Origin of the sequence: Fusobacterium sp., from assembly GCF_029258315.1 — a bacterium.
Lineage (GTDB): Bacteria > Fusobacteriota > Fusobacteriia > Fusobacteriales > Fusobacteriaceae > Fusobacterium_B.
The window spans coordinates 19,087-39,325 of sequence record NZ_JARHZE010000059.1; the positions used below are offsets into that span (position 1 = coordinate 19,087).

19 protein-coding genes, 1 other RNA gene and 1 pseudogene are annotated in these 20,239 nt (G+C 28.9%); 3 read left to right on the forward strand and 18 right to left on the reverse strand.

Translation table 11 applies throughout. The features are described from left to right. Nucleotides 1–13: 13 nt before the first annotated feature. The 17 genes and pseudogenes from rph to Q1J48_RS04680 all read right to left on the reverse strand — a co-directional run bounded on the left by rph (nucleotide 14) and on the right by Q1J48_RS04680 (nucleotide 15,886). Nucleotides 14–1,345: pseudogene (rph, locus tag Q1J48_RS08270) on the reverse strand (ribonuclease PH). Between the two features lie 22 nt (nucleotides 1,346–1,367). Beyond that, entirely contained in the window at nucleotides 1,368–3,140 is a 1,773-nt protein-coding gene (locus Q1J48_RS04605) for an ABC transporter ATP-binding protein (protein ID WP_300361552.1), read from the reverse strand. Then, complete coding sequence (gene lpxB / locus Q1J48_RS04610) at nucleotides 3,133–4,206, reverse strand: lipid-A-disaccharide synthase (protein ID WP_300361555.1); 1,074 nt, start codon at nucleotides 4,204–4,206, stop codon at nucleotides 3,133–3,135. Before lpxB ends, Q1J48_RS04605 begins: the two co-directional genes overlap by 8 nt. 17 nt (nucleotides 4,207–4,223) lie before the next feature. Next, nucleotides 4,224–5,027, reverse strand: coding sequence for an LpxI family protein (locus tag Q1J48_RS04615; RefSeq protein WP_300361557.1), 804 nt, complete (start codon nucleotides 5,025–5,027; stop codon nucleotides 4,224–4,226). After that, on the reverse strand, nucleotides 5,027–5,800 hold the full coding sequence (lpxA, locus tag Q1J48_RS04620; RefSeq protein WP_300327786.1) for an acyl-ACP--UDP-N-acetylglucosamine O-acyltransferase: 774 nt from the start codon (nucleotides 5,798–5,800) through the stop codon (nucleotides 5,027–5,029). The genes Q1J48_RS04615 and lpxA overlap by 1 nt, the downstream gene beginning before the upstream one ends. Before the next feature lie 20 nt (nucleotides 5,801–5,820). Continuing rightward, on the reverse strand, nucleotides 5,821–6,258 hold the full coding sequence (gene fabZ, locus Q1J48_RS04625; protein ID WP_300327784.1) for a 3-hydroxyacyl-ACP dehydratase FabZ: 438 nt from the start codon (nucleotides 6,256–6,258) through the stop codon (nucleotides 5,821–5,823). A gap of 96 nt (nucleotides 6,259–6,354) precedes the next feature. Beyond that, the gene (gene lpxC, locus Q1J48_RS04630; protein ID WP_300361559.1) at nucleotides 6,355–7,182 is read right to left on the reverse strand and encodes a UDP-3-O-acyl-N-acetylglucosamine deacetylase; all 828 of its coding nucleotides are present in this window, start codon (nucleotides 7,180–7,182) and stop codon (nucleotides 6,355–6,357) included. A 9-nt stretch (nucleotides 7,183–7,191) separates the two neighbouring features. Further along, entirely contained in the window at nucleotides 7,192–9,390 is a 2,199-nt protein-coding gene (locus Q1J48_RS04635; protein ID WP_300361561.1) for an ATP-dependent helicase, read from the reverse strand. A 19-nt stretch (nucleotides 9,391–9,409) separates the two neighbouring features. Continuing rightward, entirely contained in the window at nucleotides 9,410–10,642 is a 1,233-nt protein-coding gene (locus Q1J48_RS04640) for a GNAT family N-acetyltransferase (protein WP_300361563.1), read from the reverse strand. Between the two features lie 74 nt (nucleotides 10,643–10,716). After that, nucleotides 10,717–10,802: signal recognition particle sRNA small type (gene ffs / locus Q1J48_RS04645), an RNA gene on the reverse strand. A 56-nt stretch (nucleotides 10,803–10,858) separates the two neighbouring features. Then, nucleotides 10,859–11,296, reverse strand: a complete 438-nt coding sequence (locus Q1J48_RS04650) for a hypothetical protein (RefSeq protein WP_300327776.1) — start codon at nucleotides 11,294–11,296, stop codon at nucleotides 10,859–10,861. Between the two features lie 15 nt (nucleotides 11,297–11,311). Then, the gene (locus Q1J48_RS04655) at nucleotides 11,312–11,635 is read right to left on the reverse strand and encodes a hypothetical protein (RefSeq protein ID WP_300327774.1); all 324 of its coding nucleotides are present in this window, start codon (nucleotides 11,633–11,635) and stop codon (nucleotides 11,312–11,314) included. Then, nucleotides 11,635–12,087, reverse strand: a complete 453-nt coding sequence (locus Q1J48_RS04660; protein WP_300327772.1) for an RNA polymerase sigma factor — start codon at nucleotides 12,085–12,087, stop codon at nucleotides 11,635–11,637. Before Q1J48_RS04660 ends, Q1J48_RS04655 begins: the two co-directional genes overlap by 1 nt. A 26-nt stretch (nucleotides 12,088–12,113) precedes the next feature. Beyond that, a complete protein-coding gene (locus Q1J48_RS04665) occupies nucleotides 12,114–12,554 on the reverse strand; it encodes a hypothetical protein (protein WP_300327770.1) in 441 nt (146 codons plus the stop codon). Nucleotides 12,555–12,619: 65 nt separating this feature from the next. Further along, the gene (gene ispG / locus Q1J48_RS04670; RefSeq protein WP_300327768.1) at nucleotides 12,620–13,663 is read right to left on the reverse strand and encodes a flavodoxin-dependent (E)-4-hydroxy-3-methylbut-2-enyl-diphosphate synthase; all 1,044 of its coding nucleotides are present in this window, start codon (nucleotides 13,661–13,663) and stop codon (nucleotides 12,620–12,622) included. Between the two features lie 662 nt (nucleotides 13,664–14,325). Continuing rightward, a complete protein-coding gene (locus Q1J48_RS04675) occupies nucleotides 14,326–14,754 on the reverse strand; it encodes a 2-thiouracil desulfurase family protein (RefSeq protein ID WP_300361566.1) in 429 nt (142 codons plus the stop codon). A gap of 103 nt (nucleotides 14,755–14,857) precedes the next feature. Beyond that, nucleotides 14,858–15,886, reverse strand: coding sequence for a PTS sugar transporter subunit IIC (locus Q1J48_RS04680; protein ID WP_300361568.1), 1,029 nt, complete (start codon nucleotides 15,884–15,886; stop codon nucleotides 14,858–14,860). Between the two features lie 166 nt (nucleotides 15,887–16,052). On the opposite strand from Q1J48_RS04680, the gene Q1J48_RS04685 reads away from it, so the two are divergent. After that, the gene (locus Q1J48_RS04685; protein WP_300329645.1) at nucleotides 16,053–16,247 is read left to right on the forward strand and encodes a YMGG-like glycine zipper-containing protein; all 195 of its coding nucleotides are present in this window, start codon (nucleotides 16,053–16,055) and stop codon (nucleotides 16,245–16,247) included. 51 nt (nucleotides 16,248–16,298) lie between these two features. On the opposite strand, the gene Q1J48_RS04690 is transcribed toward Q1J48_RS04685, so the two are convergent. Continuing rightward, the gene (locus Q1J48_RS04690) at nucleotides 16,299–17,609 is read right to left on the reverse strand and encodes a sigma-54 interaction domain-containing protein (protein ID WP_300329648.1); all 1,311 of its coding nucleotides are present in this window, start codon (nucleotides 17,607–17,609) and stop codon (nucleotides 16,299–16,301) included. A gap of 185 nt (nucleotides 17,610–17,794) precedes the next feature. Between Q1J48_RS04690 and Q1J48_RS04695 the strand changes: the two genes are divergently transcribed. Both Q1J48_RS04695 and Q1J48_RS04700 read left to right on the forward strand, forming a co-directional pair. Further along, entirely contained in the window at nucleotides 17,795–18,748 is a 954-nt protein-coding gene (locus Q1J48_RS04695; RefSeq protein WP_300361571.1) for a DMT family transporter, read from the forward strand. Nucleotides 18,749–18,750: 2 nt separating this feature from the next. Further along, a partial coding sequence (locus Q1J48_RS04700) for an FAD-dependent oxidoreductase (RefSeq protein ID WP_300361574.1) occupies nucleotides 18,751–20,239 on the forward strand: 1,489 nt, incomplete at its 3' end.

A 20,239-nucleotide genomic window follows, 5' to 3' on the forward strand; every position in this document is an offset into this window, starting at 1 on the left:
CTTTTCAGCTAGCTTATTTTAATATCTCATCTATATTTTTCTTTAGCTCTGCTAAAGCTCTCGCTCTGTGACTTATTTGATTTTTTAAATCTTTCATTTCAGCTGTTGTTTGACCATACTCTTTTATATAAAAATATGGATCATAACCAAATCCGTACTCTCCACGAGGCTCATCAATTATCTCTCCATGAACTTCTCCAGTAAAACTATATGTTTCTCCTGTTGGTTTTGCTAGAGTTATTACACAGACAAACTTAGCTTTTCTATTTTCAATCCCTTGAAGATTAGCAATAAGTTTTTTATTATTTTCTTCATCTGTTGCATGTTCTCCAGCATATCTAGCTGAATATACTCCCGGAGCTCCATTTAAAGCTTCTACACATATTCCAGAATCATCAGCTATTGTTATCATATTTGTAAATTTAGCTATTTCTAAAGCTTTTTTCTTAGAGTTCTCTTCAAAAGTATTTCCATCTTCAACAACTTCTGGAATATCTATCCCATCTTTTATTGAAAGTATCTCTGTATTTTCCATTGAAAATATCTTTTTTATCTCTTCAATCTTATTTTTATTTCCAGTTGCTAAAAATATTTTCATTTTTTCTCCTTATTTTTCAGTTCCAAACTCTTCTTCTAAAGTTTTCTCTTGAATTTCAAACAGTTCATTTATTCCCTTTTCTGCTAAATCAAGAAGTATATTTAGCTGTGCTCTTGAATATGTAGCCTCTTCTCCTGTTCCTTGAACTTCTACATACTCTCCTTTATCAGTCATAATTACATTCATATCAACTTCAGCAGCTGAATCTTCACTGTATTTAAGATCTAACATTGGTGTTCCTGCAACAATTCCAACACTTATAGCAGCTATTTTTGATTTTAATGGATTTTCTGTTAAAACTCCCTCTCTAACCATTCTTTCAATAGCCATATGAAGAGCAATATATCCACCTGTTATAGATGCTGTTCTTGTTCCACCATCAGCTTGAATTACATCACAATCTATTGTTATAGTTCTTTCTCCAATTTTATCCAAATCAATACAAGCTCTCAATGCTCTTCCAATAAGTCTTTGTATCTCCATTGTTCTTCCTGTAAGTTTTCCCTTAGCAGATTCTCTTTGATTTCTTTCCTCTGTGGCTCTTGGTAACATTGAGTACTCAGCAGTTATCCAACCCTTTCCTGTATTTCTTAAAAATGGAGGCACCTTATCTGAAACAGATGCTGTACAAATTACTTTTGTATTTCCAAAAGCTATAAGAACAGATCCCTCTGCGTGCATTGTATAGTTTCTTACAACTTCAACTTTTCTAATATTATCTACTTTTCTTCCATCTTCTCTTATAATTTCGTTCATCTCTTTCCACCTTTTATTCTTCTTCTATTTTACTGTATTGAATATTATATAGTTTAGCATACAATCCATTTTTATCCAATAACTCTTGATGTTTTCCAATCTCTTTAATTTCACCTTTATTCATTACAACAATTTTATCAGCTGAAATTATTGTTGATAATCTATGAGCTATTACAAAAGTTGTTCTTCCTAGCATAAGTTTATCTAACGCCTCTTGTACCAATCTTTCTGATTCTGTATCAAGAGCTGATGTAGCCTCGTCAAGTATCATAATAGCTGGGTTTTGTATTAAAGCTCTAGCTATCGCTATTCTTTGTTTTTGTCCACCAGATAATAAAACTCCTCTTTCTCCAACCTCTGTTTCAAAACCTTTCTCCAATTCTTCGATAAATTTATAGGCATTTGCCATTTTAGCTGCCTCTATTATCTCCTCTCTTGAAACATTTGGTTTTCCAAAAGCGATATTTTCTGCAATAGTCCCGCTAAATAAAAATGTATCTTGAGGAACCATTCCTATATATTGTCTATATTGTTTTAAAGAAAACTCTCTTATATCTGTACCATTAATTTTAATACTTCCACTATCTATATCATAGAATCTTGGTAAAAGATTTACAATTGTAGTTTTTCCACTTCCACTACTTCCTACAAAGGCAACAACCTCACCTTTTTTTACATCAAAACTTACATCTTTTAAAACTTTTGACTCTGTATTTGGATAAGTGAAATCTACATTTTCAAATTCTATTCTATCTACTTCACCATTAAATATTTTGGGCTCTTCAACAAAACAATCAACCTCAGTTTTAACTTTAAATATCTCCATTACCCTATCACCCGAAGGAATAATCTCATAAAGTTCACTGTTTCTTCTTATAAATCTCTTAAGTGGTTGTTGCATAAGTCCAGCAGCTGTTAAGAAAGAGATTAAATCTCCAGGAGTAAATCCTTTTAAATATATAATTGCATATCCTCCATAAGCAGCTATCATAACTAACATCAATGCTGTTAAAACCTCATTTATTGGAGATATTTTTGCTTTTACTTTAGCAGCCTTATATATTTTTTGCATCTCATCATCTGTAACATCTCTATACTTATCTACCATCTCATCAACTTTATTGAAGCCTTTTACAACTTGGATACCTGCAAGAGATTCTTGCATAAAAGCTGTTGCTCCTCCAATTGTATCCTGTCTCTCTTTTCCCATACGCTTTAACTTTCTAGTATATCTTTTTACCATTGCAAATATAGCTGGTGCAACTATTAAAGCTATAAAAGACAAAACCAAATCCAGTTGGAACATTCTCACTAAAAATGCACAAACTGTTATTATCTCTCTAAGCATATCAAATAATAAGAAACCTATTCTTCCAAGACTAGATGAATCTCCAGACAGTCTAGCCATAATATCTCCCAATTTATTTTGAGTAAAGTACGACATTGGAAGGTGCTCTAAATGTTTAAATATATCTATTTTAACCTCTCTTCTTATCTTTTCACTTAAATAAACAGAGGTAGTTTCAGCATAATAAGCTGATATGGATTTTATAACAGTTGTTAAAAATATTCCTGCTCCCACCATAAGCATCATTTTTCCATTTTTTGATATTAAAACGTCATCAACTAAATATTTTGATAACCAAGCTGGAACAGCTCCCATAGCTGATGAAAGAACTGATAACAATAAAGTTCCCAACAACCATTTTTTATATTTAAAACTATATTTTACAAATCCACCTAAGGCATCACTATTATATATCTTTGCTATTTTATCTCTAAACATCTTTTTTTCCTTTCAATATATATTTTCCATAACTTCTAGTTATATTTTCTCCATAAAGTTTCTTTCTTATATCATTTATATTAGACTTAGTTTCATTTATATTGTCTAACATATATTCCATTTTTTCTAAAACTTTTTCTTTTGTAAAATCTTTTCCTATTAGTTCTGGATAAACTTCTTTATTTTCAGTTAAATTTGGTAGAGATATATATTTTATTTTCAATAGATACTTTCCTATTAGATAGTTTAATAAACTTGTTTTATACACCACTATTGCAGGTAATCCCATTATTGCTAGCTCTAAAGTTACAGTCCCTGAGGCAGCAATAGCAATCTTAGATCTTTTAACACACTCTTCTAAACTATCTTCTGATATCTCTAAATTTGAAAATTGAGATAAATCAAATTCAACCCATTTAAAAGTTTTTTTATCTGGTAATTTCAGTAAAAATTTTTCATCACTATTTTTTACTAAATCTATCATCACAGGCAACAATGAAGTAACCTCTTGCTTCCTACTCCCTGGTAATAATAATATCTTATCCCCTCTCTCTTCTATAAATGGATATTTTTCTATAAAAGGATTTCCATAATAGATAGCGTCTATTCCATACCTTTTATAAAATTCAACTTCCCAAGGGAAAATTACCATAATATGATCTGCTAATCTCAATTTTTTTATTCTCTTTTTCCCCCATATCCAAAGTTTTGGAGGAATATAATAAAAAACTTCTACTTCTGGTAGATGTTCTTTTAAAAGTTTTAAAAATTCAAGGTTAAATCCACCATAATCAACAAGTATAACTTTTTCTATTTTATTTTCCTTTATAAAATCAAGATATTCATAGGCTTTTTGTTTTAAAAATTTATATTTTTTTAAAGCTTCAAAAAATCCCATTATTGCTAAATCTTTTATATCTAATATTGACTCTACACCCAAAGCTTTACAGTGTTCTCCCACAACTCCATAAAATTCAACTGTATTATCTATACTCAAAATATTTTTTATTAAATAAGAAAGATGTAAGTCTCCTGATACCTCTCCTGTTGATACAAAAATTTTCATAAATTTACCTCAATATTTTATTTTATTCCAATGATAAATATATTGTTTTCATTTGCTAATTTTATTGCTTCCTCTTGGTCAGTGAATATCATTTTTCCTGCCTCTCCCACAACTCCCTTTGCCTTTATCTTTATCAAAGTTTTTATAGTTTCAACTCCTATTGTTGGAATATCAACCCTCATATCTTGCTGTGGTCTTGACATTTTTACAATGATACAACCCTCTCCACCAAGTTCTCCACCCCTTAGTATAGCCTTATCAGTTCCCTCTATCCCCTCTAATGCTATAACCGATGAATCTTTACATACCACTGTTTGTCCTGCATCAACTTCACTTAAAGCCTTTGCAGCCTCTTTTCCTAATTTTATTGTTATATAATCCTCTTTATCTGGATTTTTTTCTGTGTAACATCTATTCTCAAACAACACTTTTTTCAAGAAAAAATTTTGTGGAACAACTGAAATACCATTTAATTTAAAAAATGCGATAACTCCAAAAAGGAGAGTTTCATCTTTTTTATCTGGAAGATTTTCAAGAATTTTCTCTCCATATTTGTCAAATTTTACATTTTTAAAAATTAGTTCTTTTTCTACTTTGCCTAACATAATAATTTTTTTTATATCGGATTTTATAAAATATTTTGTAATATTTCCAACTTCTCCAATATTAAATTTTTTAAAATTTTTATGTTTCTGTACATCTTTGTCAACTGTATCAAAAAGTCCTACTGGAAAAAATTCTATATCATTGTTTCTCTCAATTTCTTTCATAATTGAAAATGGAAGTCTTCCATTTCCAACTATTACTCCTATTTTTTCCATTATTTTGCAATCCCCCGTTTACTTTCATTTATAAAGTTAACTAGGGTCATCACATTTTTACTCTCTTTATAAGTTTCTTCCAGTTGAGCTAAAGCTTCTTTTAAAGGCAATCCTTTTCTAAATAATATTTTATAAGCTCTTTTTAAATCCAAAAGTTCTTCATCTGTAAATCCTCTTCTTCTCAAACCTACATTATTAAGTCCTACTGGTATTGCTTTATTCCCATCTGCTAAAATAAACGGACATATATCTTGTGTAACTGCTGAAGCTCCTCCAACCATTGCATGATCTCCTATTTTACAGAATTGATGAATTCCTGTTAATCCTCCAACTATTACCCAATTTCCTATTTCTACATGTCCTGCCATTGTTGCATTGTTAGAAAAAATACAATTATCTCCTATAATAACATCATGAGCAACGTGAACATAAGCCATTAAAAGATTGTTGTTTCCTATTCTTGTCTCCCACTTATCATCTGTTCCTCTATGTATTGTTACAAACTCTCTTATTGTATTGTTGTTTCCTATTATAGTTTTTGTAGGTTCTCCCTTATATTTTAAATCTTGAGAAGCTTTTCCTATTGAAGCGAAAGAATAAATTGTATTATTCTCTCCTATTTCTGTTATTCCCTCTATGACTACATGAGACTGTAAAACTGTATTATTACCTATTTTTACATCTTTTCCAATTAGACAAAAAGGACCTATTTTTACATTATCGCCTATGATTGCACCATCTTCTATTATTGATGTACTGTGTATTTCAGTCACATTAACTCCCCCATTCCAAATTATTTATCCATTATGCTAAAAGTAAATTTTACTTCTGTAACAATTTTTCCATCTACTTTAGCTACACCCTCTGCTTTTACTATATTTCTTCTTTGTTTTATTATTTGAGCTTCATATACTAATTGATCTCCAGGTCTTACTGGTGCCTTAAACTTTACATCTTCAACAGCTGCAAAATATGGAACTTTATCTTTCCCATCTTCACCAGCTAACTCAAATACTAATACTCCTAAAGCTTGTGCTATTCCTTCTATTATTAATACTCCTGGAAGTATTGGATGCCCTGGGAAATGTCCTTGGAAACAAGCTTCATTTATTGTTACATTTTTTAGCCCTACAACTTTGTTATTTTCTTTATCTATTTCCACTATTCTATCCACTAATAAAAAAGGATATCTGTGTGGTATTCTTTCCATTATTTCATTTACTGTTAACATATTTTTTGTAACCTCCAAATTTTATCTATCATTATTATACTATATACTCTATTTTTTTGATAGATTTTTCTTTACATAATTATATATTTTTTTTATTTATAAATTTTTTATTAAGTTTGCAAACTCAACATCAAGAGCATGTCCAGCTTTTATTGCTATTATATGTCCTTTTATTGGTCTATTTAAAACTTTTAAATCTCCAACTATATCAAGCATCTTGTGTCTAACAAATTCATCTTCATATCTAAGTCCATCAGGATTTAAAACTCCATCTTTTTTTATAACTATTGCATTGTCAAGACTTCCACCTAAAGCTAGATTATTTTTCTTTAGATACTCTATTTCATAATCAAATCCAAAAGTTCTTGCAAAAGATATCTCTTTTTTATAATTTTCTAAATTAACTTCAACTTCAAGCATCTGAGTTTTTAAAAATGTGTGATCAAATTTTATTGTATAAGTTAATTTATATCCATCATATGGTAAAGCAACTATATGCTTATCTCCTTTTGAAAGATATACTGGTTCTTTTATTACAATATCTTCCACTTCTTCATCAAGTTCTTCCAATCCTATTTTTTCTATCTCTTCTATAAATATATGAGAACTTCCATCACAGATAGGTAGCTCATTATCACTTAACTCAACCACTAAATCTGTTATCCCTAAAATATATAGAGCTGATAAAAAATGTTCAACTGTATAAACGGCAGCTCCAAATTCATTTTTTAAATTTGTCCCTCTTGTTAGATCAAAAGTATTATTTATATCAAGAAGTATTTCATTTTTTCCCTCTTCTAAATCTGTTCTTCTAAAAACTATTCCCCCTTTTGTAGCAGGTATTAAATGAAGATCTATATTTTTTCCTTTATGAAGTCCTATCCCTTGATAAAACATTTCATTTTTCAAAGTTTTTCTTTTCATGAACTCCTCCTATTTTTTTAAAAATTTACTTGCTAAAATAAGTGCTATATCCTTTTCCCCATCTACAAATTGGACTCTAACTTTCTTTTCATTTACTCCAATAACTTTTCCTAGTCCAAATTTTATATGAGTTACCTTATCTCCTATATTATATGGGAAATTCTTCATATTTTCAATTGTTTGTTTTAAATCTTTTGTACTTTCAAAAGTATTTAAAGATTTTTTTATATTTCCTCTTTCATAAATTCTATTTCCTATATTTTCCTCTCTAATTTGTTTCTCATTTTCAACTTTTTCCAATAAATCTTGTGATATTTCATTTATAAATCTTGATGGAGTTCTAAAACTTTCTTTTCCATAAATATATCTAAATCCTGCCCAAGATATAAACAATCTCTCCTCTGCTCTAGTTATTGCAACATAGCAAACTCTTCTTTCCTCTTCTAACTCTTTTTCATCTAATATAACTTTTAAAGTATTTGGAAATACTTCATCTTCCATTCCAACTAAAAATACCACTGGAAACTCAAGCCCCTTAGAGTTATGAATTGTCATAAGTTTTACATACTCTTTTTCCTCGTCTAAATCATCTGTGGCACTAACCAATGAAACATTTTCTAAATATTCTCTAAGGCTTAAATTATCAACTATTTTTTCAAGTTCAACGATAGAAGTTTTTAATTCTTCTATATTTTCTATTCTAGATTCATAATCTTCATAATTTCCTTCTAAATATCCTTTATAATTTATCATCTCTAATAAACTATTAAATACTTCTGAAACTGGTAACTCTTGGCTTTCCTCTGTTAAAGTATCAATAATTTTTGTAAACTCTTTTATTTTTTCAACTGTTGTTTTTCCTATCCCTTCAATATTTTCTATTGATTTAAGTCCTTCGTAGTAAGTTATATTATTTTCTTCAGAATAATTTTTTATCTTTTCAACAGTTTTATCCCCTATCTTTCTTTTAGGTACATTTATTATTCTATCAAGATTTATTCCATCCATCTGGTTATTGATTACTGAAAGATAACCTATTATATCTTTTATTTCAGCTCTTTGATAGAATTGCATTCCACCAAAAATTTTATAAGGGATATTTTCTCTCAATAATCCCTCTTCAAAAAGTCTTGATTGTGAATTTGTTCTATAAAGAATTGTAAAGTCATTATATCTTTTACCATCTTTTTTTAATTTTTTTATCTCATTTATTACAAAGTTAACCTCTTGTCTACCATCATCACTATGATTTAATACAATTCTATTTCCTGTGGCTTTTCTTGTCCAAAGATTTTTTTCTTTTGAGCTCTTATTATTTTTTATAACCGAATTTGCTGCCTCTAGTATAACTTTTGTTGAACGGTAATTTTCTTCAAGTTTGATAACAGTAGCCTCTTTATAATCTTTTTCAAAATCTAAAATATTTTTTATATTAGCTCCTCTAAATCCATAGATACTTTGGTTTTCATCTCCAACTACACAAATATTTTTATATTTTTGAGCTATCTTATTTATTATTTGATACTGGATATTATTTGTATCTTGATACTCATCTACCATTATATATTTAAATTTCTCTTGAACTTTTTCCAATATCTCTTGATTTTCCAATAATTTATTTGTATTTATTAAAATATCAGCAAAGTCCATTCCATTATTTGCTCTTAATTCCTGTTCATATTTTTTATAAACCTCAGCTATAACCACAGCATTTCCATCATATCTATTTTGTGATAGATAATCATCTGGACTTATTCCATCCTCTTTAACTTTTGATATGATTGATGCTACTTTTCCCTCTGTTAAATCCTTGTCTTTTATTACAAGTTTTTTCATTATAGGTTTTATTATTCTTTTTTGATCATCTGTATCATAGATAGTAAAATTTGGATTATAACCTATTTTTGAGCAATAAATTCTTAATAATTTTAAACCAAATGAGTGGAATGTTGATAATAAAACTTTTCTTCCATCTTCTCCAACTAAATTTTCAACTCTCTCTTTCATCTCTTTAGCAGCCTTATTTGTAAATGTAACTGCTAATATTGAATATGGTGAAATCCCTCTTTCCAATATCATATGTGCTATTCTATAAGTTATTGTTCTTGTCTTTCCAGATCCTGCACCTGCTAGAATTAATAAAGGACCTTCTATTTTTTCTCCAGCCTTCCTTTGTTGCTCATTTAATTCATCAAGTATACTTCTCATTCTTATCTCCTTTTCTTGATTAATCTATCAAATAATCTATATGAATCATCACTTCTTTAACCTCTTTAAAATCAGCCATTATTGACTCCTCTAAGTTATCAGCCAAAGTATGTGCCTTATATACACTCATATCTTTATCAACTCTTATATGTAAACTTAAAAATATCTTATCCCCTGATCTTCTCATATATATATCGTGAACATTTTTTATGTCTGTATTATGGTAAACATATTCCTCTATCTCTTTTATAAAATCTTCCTCTTGTCTATCAAGAATTACATCAGATATTTCAAATAGAGTAATAACCCCCTCTTTTAATATAAGCCCAGCCACTATTATACTAAGTATCACGTCAAATATTGGAGAAATATAGATAGATAAAATTATTCCAAAAACAACTCCACTTGAAGAAAGAACATCACTTTTACTATCCCTTGCATCTGCTATCAAAGCTGTATTTTTTGTAGCCTTTCCCACTTTCATTTTATAAAAATACATTCCATATTTTACAATTATAGATACCATAGCTAAATATACAGTTGAAAAGTTTGGAATCTCTTTATAATCTCCTGTAAGTAATTTTCCAACAGCATCTTTTCCAATTTCTATCCCAGTTATTACTACAAATAGTCCAACTATTATTCCAACTATACTTTCTATTTTTTCATGTCCATAAGGATGATCTTCATCTCCAGGAATATTACTAAAATATATTCCTAAAAATATTGCCATTGAACTTACAACATCTGCTAAAGAGTTAAATCCATCTGCTAAAAGGGCATTTGATCTTCCTTTTATTCCACCAAATATTTTTATAATAGCTAAAAATATATTAAGAAGTATCGAACTTACAACAACTGTAATTCCCTCTTTTTTTCTTTTCCTATCTTTCAAAAGATTTAAAACTATTTTTTCACCAATGACTTCAAATCCATATTTTTTTAAAAAAGAAATCACTATCTTTTCATTACTTTTATATTCAATCTGTTTTCCATTATTTTTTTTACAGTGATTGATGAAAAAATTTATCAATTTTGTTCCATTTGATTTATATCTTTCCTCTTTTTTTATAAAAATATTCTCTAAAATATAATTTTTTTCATCTCTCCAGTATGAAACATACCCAATCATTTGATTATTTTCTTCTAAGATTATACATTCAGCTTTTTCTGGATTTTCTAAAATTTTTTCTAATCTTTTAAAAGTTGAAACATACTCTCTTATTTCTTCTCCAGATAAAAATTTATACATATTCTTACTCCTTGACTATAAAAAAAAGGAGAAGTTTCCCTCTCCTAGCTATACATATTAAAACCGCAAAAACAACTTTGAATCTACACCCGTAAAAATACCTTAGTGCTGCTTCCTTCCAGACCTGACACGGTTCGATACTGTTACGCCATAAACCTCCATTGTTCTCACGGCTTTAGTATTATAACATACATATTCACTTGAGTCAACAAAAATCTATTTTTTATCAGTTACCTTTTGTTTTTGTGTAGCTAATTCTATTCTTTTTATCGCTATATCCCTAGCTTTTAAATACTGATCTTGGCTTATACATTGTTGTGCTTCATATTGAGCTCTTAATTTATCTTTTAATATTTCTGCTTCAATCTCTCCAATTTCATCTATCAACTTATAAACCTTATTCCAATTTTTATCAACACCAGCTAAAATATATTTATTTATTTCTAACTCTTTGCTTTTTTTATCAAGCAAAAGATATTCACACTTATTTCTTGAAGTGTTTATTATCTCCTTAGCTTTTAAAATTTTTTCCTTTGTAACCCCTACTTTGGCAAAATCCTCTTCTGTTATCATTCCTAAATTTTCGCTATTAGTATCTCCAAAAGACAATGTTCCAAAAAGGACTGTAAATATTAGTATATACTTCTTCAACATCTCATTTTGCCTCCACTAAGATTGCATATTTAAAACAAAATATTCATCTGTTTTCATTTCTGATTTTTTCTCATCTGAATTTACATTAAAGTAATTATCTATTGACTCATTAAATTCATTACGATTTGATAAGTCCATTGTTTTTGTCATAGTATACTCTGATATATTATTATCTAAAACTGACGAGTTACTACTTGGAATAATATTATATAAAGAACCTGCAAATATCCCAATAACAAATACAGACATCGTCAAATAAGATTTCTTCTTATTTTTTTCTTTTTCTTCTTTTAATAGAGTCTTATATACATTCAGTCTTACTCTTTCTTTTGGTGACATTACTTATCCTCCTCCAAACTTTTTAACGCCTTATAATAAATTGACTTAATTGTCGATATATTCCGTCCTTTTAAATCAGATATCTCACGTAATTTATATCCGTATACATCTTTTAATAATAGTATTTCTCTTTCCTCTTTGCTCAACTTTTTCAGATTTTCTTGAATAATCATAGGACTATTCAAGTCACTATTGTCTTCAATATTTAGAATTTCTTCATTTAATTCTAGATCTATTTTTTTCTTCCTAAAGAAGTCATAAGTTTTATTGATAGCAATTCTATATATCCATGTATATATCTTACTATCAGCTCTAAACTTTGACAGATTTTTATAAACACTCACGAACACCTCTTGAGCGATATCTTCTGCATCTTCTGAATTCTTAACTGAGCTTAGGATTTTATAATAAATACGATCGAAATATTCATCATATATTTGATCAAAATCCATCTCTCTCCCCCTGCTATTCTTTTTTATTAGTTCCAACCAGCACCAACCTCAAAATTAACTCTGCACTTTCTTCCTTCTATATTTATTACTTTATCTTCGTTCATTATAACTTTTCTAACTGTTTCATAATCATTTAAAGGACTACTTGAACCATGATCTTCATCATCAAAGGAATTTCTTGAAAATAGTAAAGAGATTGTATACTTTTCCTCCTCGATATATCTAAACCAATACCTACCTTCTTTTACATAATATTTGACTCCTGGTCTTATTCTCACATTATCTAAGTATACCTGTCTTACATATTGAGGATCATAATTAACTTGAAAAATATATCTTCCTTTTGTATCTTCTAAAGATATTTCATCATTATAATCTTTAGGTAAAAGAGCATCCAAACCTTTACAGCCTGTAAAAATAGTTGCTACAAACATAAAAATCATTAAAATTCCTATTTTTATCTTCATTTTTTTATCTCCTAACTAAGATTACTTATTCTTTTGACTAGATTTTTTTTAATTAAGTTTAAATTTTATAAAATTTCCTTTAACATTTTTCCTAGTTCTTCCAAGATTTCCTCTTCCTTAACTTTTTTTACAACCTCTCCTTTTTTAAATAAAAGTCCCTCACCTTTTCCACCAGCTACTCCAATATCAGCCTCTTTAGCTTCACCAGGTCCATTAACAACACAACCCATTACAGCTATTTTTATATTTTTTTCTATATTTCCAAATTCTTTCTCTACTTTTTTAGCAAGTCCTATTAAATCTATCTGTGTTCTTCCACAAGTTGGACAAGATACAATCTCAACTCCCTCTCTCAAACCTAAAACTTTTAAAATCTCTTTAGCAACTTTTATTTCTTCAACAGGATTTTCTGTTAGAGAAACTCTTATGGTATTTCCTATTCCATCAACCAACAAACTTCCTATTCCTATTGAAGACTTTACTGTCCCTTGAAACTCTGTTCCAGCCTCTGTTACTCCTAAATGTAATGGATAATCAACCAATTCAGATATTTTTCTATAAGCATCCACCATCATTTTAACATTACTAGATTTTAAAGATATAACTATATTGTGAAAATCATATTTTTCTAATAGTCTAACATGGTACATTGCACTTTCTACCATTCCATCTGCTGTCACTTTTCCATATTTTTCTAAAATCTTTTTCTCAACAGAACCACTATTTACCCCTATTCTTATAGGAATATTTAATTCTTTTGCCTTTTCGACAACCATTTTTACTTTTTCATCATCACCAATATTTCCTGGATTAATTCTTAATTTATCAATTCCATTTTCCATAGCTTTTAAAGCTAAACGATAATCAAAATGTATGTCTGCTACTAATGGTATATTTATTTTTTCTTTTATAAATTTTATAGCTTCAGCTGCTTTTTCTGTATTAACAGTTACTCTTACTAACTGACAACCTGCTTTTTCCAGTTCTTTTATTTGCTCAACAGTTTTTTCAATATCTTCTGTGGGAGTATTTGTCATCGATTGAATAATTACAGGATTATCTCCTCCCATAAAAAGATTTCCTATTTTTATTTCTCTTGTTTTTTTCATATGAACACCTCTATATTTTATGAAATTTTACAAAGCTATTTTACCATATTAATTATAATTATTCAAAAATTTGTATTTTTTCTTTTGACACCTTTTTGACACATTATGTTATTATAATTACTCTATCATAATATTTTCCCCATTAGTTATACTAATGAGAAAGAAGCTATTCCCCCAGAAAATAGCTTCTTTTTTTTTATTTATTTTTATCATTTTTTTATTTTTTCTTATGACATCATTTTGACACATTGTGTTATTATAATTATTCTATCATAATATTTTCCCCATTAGTTATACTAATGAGAAAGAAGCTATTCCCCCAGAAAATAGCTTCTTTTTTTATTTGTTTTTATTTTTTAGTTATGTCACTGTTTTGACATAACAAATTAGTACAATCATAGAGTCGTTGGACTTTCCTATTGATTGAAACTGATAAAAAGGACTATTTTTGTAGTTCTTTTTATTTTTTTAAATATTTTTGTTTTGACACAATTTTGACACATTTCATCACTATAATTAATCTATCATAATATTTCCCCATTAATCATATAGATTATATGGATTAAAGAAGCTATCCCCCCAAAAATAGCTTCTTTTTTTATACCTAAAATTTTTTATAATGTAAAAAGATCAGATAACACCTGATCTTTTTTTATTTTATATTACTTTTCTTTAATGAAAGTCTCTACATCAATAACTTTATATCCTTTTTCTTTTAATGCTTTTGCAAACAATCCCATTCCTGAAATTAATTTTCCTTCAAAACTACCATCATAAATTTGATTGGCACCACAAGTTGGACTTCTTGACTGTAATACCACCAAATCAATTTTTTGATTCTGTATTTTAGATAAAGCCAAATTAACTGCATTAACATATTCTAAATGAACATTATTACCATTCTCATCAGTTACAAAACCATTAACAATTTCAGCACAAGGTCTAGGAGTTGACATTCCTGCCAATATCTCTGGACAAATAGAAAAAATTTCATTATTTTTAAATAAATCAATAGCTTTTTGATTTTTATTATTTTTTCCATTATATTTACAATTTTCTCCTAATATACAAGCACTAACAAGTATTTTCATAATTATCTCTCCTTGTGATTTCATTCTTTTTTATATAATACTTTAAAAAAATTATTTCAACAAGATGATCTCTAATAAAAATTATTTTTTAAATTTCTTTACTTTATAGATCTAATTTTAAATCCCCATCTTTTATATATCCTTTTTTTCTCATCAAAGTAGAAAAGAATAAAGTTAGTATTGCTGGTAATATTATATGAAGCAATAATATTGTTAAATATAATTTATTTCCCCCTCTTCCAATCTCCTCCATAGCTCCTATTGTAGCTATCTGTCCTACTAATCCACAAGTTCCCATTCCTGCACCTATTGGACTATTCTCCATTTTAAAAATTATAGTTGCCACTGGACCTAATATAGCTGAAGATAAAATTGATGGTATCCATATTTTCCAATTTTTTATAATATTTCCCATCTGTAACATTGATGTTCCTAATCCTTGAGCTGCAAGTCCACCAAATCCATTCTCTTTAAAACTCATAACTGCAAACCCCACCATTTGACAACAACATCCAACAGTAGCTGCCCCTGCTGCTATACCACTAAGTCCAAGCATCATACAAATAGCTGCACTACTTATCGGTAAAGTTAAAGCTATTCCCATAAGAACTGAAACACAAATTCCCATATAGAATGGTTGTAATTCTGTTGTTACCATTATTATTTTACCAAATGATGACATAATTTTTGCTATTGATGGTCCCACCATCTCTGCCGCTAACATCCCTGTTAATATTGTGAAAATTGGAGTTAATATTATATCTATCTTAGTTTCTTTTGAAATAAGTTTACCTAACTCAACTCCTATTATTGTTCCAAAGAATGCTCCAACAGGTCCTCCAACTTCATTTCCAAAAGCCCCTGTAATAGTTGAAGCAAATAAAACCAATCCTGGAGCTTTAAGTCCATATGCAATTGATACTCCTATAGCTGGTCCTGTCATTCTCATAGCTAATGGTGATACAACTTCTACTAAATATGGAATATCAAATTTACTTCCAATAGTTTTTAAAATTGTTCCTACTAATAAAGATGAAAAAAGTCCCATAGCCATATTACTCATTGCCACTATTAAATATCTCTCTGTACTTATGATAACATCTTTTTTTCTTAAAAAATCTCTTAAACTCATTTCTCTACCCCTTTTTTCTGTCTTGTCATATGTAATATGCATTGCTATTATATAGTTTTTGATAAATTTTTGCAAACTTTTTTTATTATTTAAACTTTTCTGGCTTAATATCTGTCTTAAAGAAAAAGGAGATATCCTTTTTATTATGAATTTTGGGAGGTAATTTATGAAAAAATTAGTTATCGCTTGTATTCTTGCAAGTATCGCTTTTGTTGGTTGCACTAGAACTGAAAAACATATTGCTACTGGAGCAGCAGTTGGAGCCGTAGCAGGACATATTATAGGAGGAGATACAGGAACTATTGTTGGAGCTGGTGTTGGAGCTGGAGCTGGAGCAATAATAGCTGATAAAAATAGATAATAATAACAATATTAAAATGAAAATAGCACGATTTTAATCGTGCTATTATTTTTATTCTACTTCTATATTATATCTTTTCATTTTATTATATAAGGCATTTCTACTAATTCCCAAAGCTTGAGCCATCTTTGTTATATTTTTTTCATAAACTCTCATAGCTTTTTTTATCTCTCTTTTTTCAAGCTCCACAATAGACAAAACTTTTTCTTCTACTTCTATTTTACTCTCTTCAAACTCTCTATCTGCATATATTATTTTATTTCCCAGATTATCATACTTCATACAATGACACTCATCAAAATTAATATCATAGGTACTGATACCATCAAGAACCACAAAGTTTTCTACAAAATTTTCGAGCTCTCTTATATTTCCAGGCCAACAATAGGAAATTATTTTTTGAAATAATTTTTTTGAAACAACTGGTACTGGTTTATTAAATTCAATACTTTTTTCTTTTAAAAGGTAGTCTAAAAATATAGGAATATCCCCTTCCCTCTCCTTTAAAGGTGGAATATGTATATTAAAAGCATTTAATCTATAATACAAATCTTTTCTAAATTGATTTTCTGAAATAGCTTTTTTTAAATCTTTATTTGTTGCTGCTATTATTCTTACATCTATTCTTGTGCATTTTTTAGAACCTATTCTTGTTATACACTTATCTTGTAAAACTCTCAAAAGAGTGACCTGCATATTTAAAGGCATCTCTCCAATCTCATCTAGAAAAATAGTCCCTCCATTAGCAAGTTCAAATTTTCCAATGTAACCATTTTTATTTGCTCCTGTAAAAGCTCCACTCTCATAACCAAACAGTTCACTCTCTATCAAATCCTTAGGAATTGCCCCACAGTTTACTGGAATAAATGGAGCATTTTTTCTTGAACTTTTATTATGGATAGCCCTTGCAAAAAATTCTTTTCCTGTTCCACTTTCTCCAGTAATAAGAACATTACTATTATTGTCAGATATTTTTTTACACTCTTCTATTATTTTTGTTATTTGTGGACTCTTCCCTATAACATTCTCAAAATTATACTTTCCTTTTTCTTCATATTGGTTTCCACTAAGAATTGATAGAAAAAAATCTTTTTCTTTTACTAATACTACATAACCTGGTTCCCCTTTATCAGTTGTCCTTGAAAAAAGAAAAAACAGATTATTCTTATATATTTTTGTTAAAATTTTAAAATTATCATTTAAACCATCAGTATTTAATTCTTTAAATATAGAAAATAGATTAAATCTTTTTTCTGAAAAATATTCTTTTAAATAATCATTAATAAACTCTGCTTTTCCATCTTTGTCACATAAAATAATTCCTAGTTGAATATTATTTAAATTTTTTTCTATAAAATTCATACTATCACCTTTTTTGTCATTTTTATTAGCACTGTCATTTTTAATGACAGTATTATATCACAAAAAATGACAATTTGTCATTAAAAAAAATTTTTTTAATCTTAACTTAGCTATATATGACAATTATTTTTTTGGTATAACTATTGCTTATTTTTTAGTGACAAATTTTTTTAAGGGGGATTTATATGAACAAAAGAACAAAAGGAATAATGTTAGGTATCATCGTCGGTTTAGCCTGGGGGCTTGACTCTACTCTTATGGGAGTTGTAGGACAAAATAAGATTTTCGAAGGATTTGCTTCATCACCTCTAGTTTCAGCATTTTTTCACGATAGTTTCGCTTTCTTTTGGATTGCTTTAACTTTATTATTTTCTCATCAATTAAAAGGAAGTTTTGAACTTTTAAAAACAAAAAAAGGAAAAGCTGCTGCTGTTGCTGCATTAGTTGGAGCTCCTGTTGGAATGAGTGCTTACTTACTTGCTATTAAATATGCTACTGCACCTTATGCTTCTAGTATATCTGTTATCTACCCTGGAGTAGGAGCTGTACTTTCTTATTTATTACTGAAAGAAAAACTTTCTAAAAGAGCTTGTTTAGGAATTTTTATCAGTTTATTAGGTTCATTTATGTTAGGGTTCAAACCTACTGGAGATATCCCTTCAACTTTCGGAACGGGAATTTTATTTGCATTATTAGCTGTTTTAGGTTGGGCATCTGAAGGTGTTATTATTGGTTTTGCTATGAAACATATAAAAAATGAAGATCATATCCAAGCAGCACCACAACAATTTTTATGTCTTAGATATTTTATATCAATGATCAGCTATGGTTTAGTTGTTGTGCCTTTTTCTGGAGGAACTTCTATTGCTTTAGATGTCATTAAATCAGGTTTATTTTTACAATTTGCTGGAATCGCAACATTAGGGGCAATTACTTATCTTTGCTGGTATAAAGCAGTTGATCTTATAGGGGCAGCGATGGGAACAGCTTTAAACTCAACTGCAGCACTTTGGACTATCGTCTTTAGTATTATTTTATTTGGATCACCTATAAACTTACATTTAATATTATGGGGAATCGTAATTGTTGCAGGAGTATTTATTTTTGCTATTGAACCAAAAAGAAAAAAAGGAGAATAATAATGTTAAAACAAGAGATTATTGAAAACATGGAAAAAATAGTTTCAGAATGTATGGGAGAAGAAAACCCAGCTTGTGTCACTACTTGCCCAATGCACACAAATGTAAAAGAGTACATTAGATTATTAAGAGAGGGAAAAGGTGAAGAGGCTCTTTTAACTGTAAGAGAAAAATTATTTTTACCTGGAACTTTAGGTAGAATCTGTGCTCACCCTTGTGAAGGAAAATGTAAAATTAATGAAATAAGTTCTCCTATGTCAATAGCTGGTCTTAAAAGATATATAGCTGATAATTTTGATAAAGAAGAATTATGGAATTTAGAAAAAGAAGAAAAAAATGGAAAAAAAGTGGCAGTAATTGGTGCTGGACCTTCTGGACTTCAATCAGCTTTAGATTTAATAAGAAAAGGATATGAAGTAGTTGTATTTGAAAAATTACCTGTAAAAGGTGGTATGATGGCAGTTGGAATACCTGAATATAGATTACCTAGAGACATTCTTGCTCATGAAATTAGCTACCTTGAAAAATTAGGTGTAGAATTTAAAATGAACTGCGAAATTGGAAAAGATATTTCTATGAAGGAGATTGTTGATAATTTTGACTCTGTTATAGTAGCAGTTGGAAAGCATAAAGGAAGAGTTGGAACAGATATTATATCAAATTCTATATATAGTGCTGGGGATTTTTTAAGAATGGCATCTCTAGAAAGAGAAAAATTATCTTTAGGTGAAAGAGTTTTAGTAATCGGTGGTGGAGATGTTGCTATGGATTGTGCTAGAACTTCAAGAAGAATAAAAGGTGTAAAAGAAGTTTTCTCAGCTTGTCTTGAAAATTCTTTTGATGAAATGACTGCATCTAAACATGAAGTAAAAGGTGCTTATGATGAAGGGATTAATTTCTGCCACGGTCAAGGAATAAAAGAGATTATAATGTCAGATGATAATAAAATCAAAGAAGTAAAATTAAAAAAATGTCTATCTCTATTTGATGAAAATAAAAATTTCTCACCAGTATACGATGAAAATCAAATAACAGATTTAAAAGTTGATACTATTATTTTTGCAATAGGTCAAGCTGTTGATGGAGATTTTGCAAAAGATTATTTAAACCAAAGAAGAAATACAACATTTGAATGTGATCCAGCAACTCTTCAAAGTAAAGATAATGAAAAAATATTTATAACAGGAGATGCTAGTGGAGAATCTGTAATAGTTATTCAAGCTATGGCAACTGGTAGAAGGGCTGCAGAATCTGTTGATAGATACTTACAAAAGAAAGATCTATTAGAAGGAAGAAAAATAGAAGATACTAAGAGCTATGATACAAAATTAGTTAGAGAAGTTAACTGGGAAGATGTAAAAGAAAGAAGATTAGAAATAAATGAACTTGATCCAGAAGAGAGAATAAAATCTTTCGTGGAAGTTTCTAAAGGATATACAAAGGAACAAGCTCAATATGAGGCTGATAGATGTCGTCAATGTGAATGTAGAC

What these genes read in the sequence shown, in the direction of transcription:
- Q1J48_RS04605 (WP_300361552.1), bottom strand. Translation starts at nt 3,140, where the DNA reads ATGTTTAGAGATAAAATAGCAAAGATATATAATAGTGATGCCTTAGGT.
- lpxB (WP_300361555.1), bottom strand. Translation starts at nt 4,206, where the DNA reads ATGAAAATTTTTGTATCAACAGGAGAGGTATCAGGAGACTTACATCTT.
- Q1J48_RS04615 (WP_300361557.1), bottom strand. Translation starts at nt 5,027, where the DNA reads ATGGAAAAAATAGGAGTAATAGTTGGAAATGGAAGACTTCCATTTTCA.
- fabZ (WP_300327784.1), bottom strand. Translation starts at nt 6,258, where the DNA reads ATGTTAACAGTAAATGAAATAATGGAAAGAATACCACACAGATATCCT.
- lpxC (WP_300361559.1), bottom strand. Translation starts at nt 7,182, where the DNA reads ATGAAAAGAAAAACTTTGAAAAATGAAATGTTTTATCAAGGGATAGGA.
- Q1J48_RS04635 (WP_300361561.1), bottom strand. Translation starts at nt 9,390, where the DNA reads ATGAGAAGTATACTTGATGAATTAAATGAGCAACAAAGGAAGGCTGGA.
- Q1J48_RS04640 (WP_300361563.1), bottom strand. Translation starts at nt 10,642, where the DNA reads ATGTATAAATTTTTATCTGGAGAAGAAATAAGAGAGTATGTTTCAACT.
- Q1J48_RS04650 (WP_300327776.1), bottom strand. Translation starts at nt 11,296, where the DNA reads ATGTTGAAGAAGTATATACTAATATTTACAGTCCTTTTTGGAACATTG.
- Q1J48_RS04655 (WP_300327774.1), bottom strand. Translation starts at nt 11,635, where the DNA reads ATGTCACCAAAAGAAAGAGTAAGACTGAATGTATATAAGACTCTATTA.
- Q1J48_RS04660 (WP_300327772.1), bottom strand. Translation starts at nt 12,087, where the DNA reads ATGGATTTTGATCAAATATATGATGAATATTTCGATCGTATTTATTAT.
- Q1J48_RS04665 (WP_300327770.1), bottom strand. Translation starts at nt 12,554, where the DNA reads ATGAAGATAAAAATAGGAATTTTAATGATTTTTATGTTTGTAGCAACT.
- ispG (WP_300327768.1), bottom strand. Translation starts at nt 13,663, where the DNA reads ATGAAAAAAACAAGAGAAATAAAAATAGGAAATCTTTTTATGGGAGGA.
- Q1J48_RS04675 (WP_300361566.1), bottom strand. Translation starts at nt 14,754, where the DNA reads ATGAAAATACTTGTTAGTGCTTGTATATTAGGAGAAAATTGTAAATAT.
- Q1J48_RS04680 (WP_300361568.1), bottom strand. Translation starts at nt 15,886, where the DNA reads ATGAGTTTAAGAGATTTTTTAAGAAAAAAAGATGTTATCATAAGTACA.
- Q1J48_RS04685 (WP_300329645.1), top strand. Translation starts at nt 16,053, where the DNA reads ATGAAAAAATTAGTTATCGCTTGTATTCTTGCAAGTATCGCTTTTGTT.
- Q1J48_RS04690 (WP_300329648.1), bottom strand. Translation starts at nt 17,609, where the DNA reads ATGAATTTTATAGAAAAAAATTTAAATAATATTCAACTAGGAATTATT.
- Q1J48_RS04695 (WP_300361571.1), top strand. Translation starts at nt 17,795, where the DNA reads ATGAACAAAAGAACAAAAGGAATAATGTTAGGTATCATCGTCGGTTTA.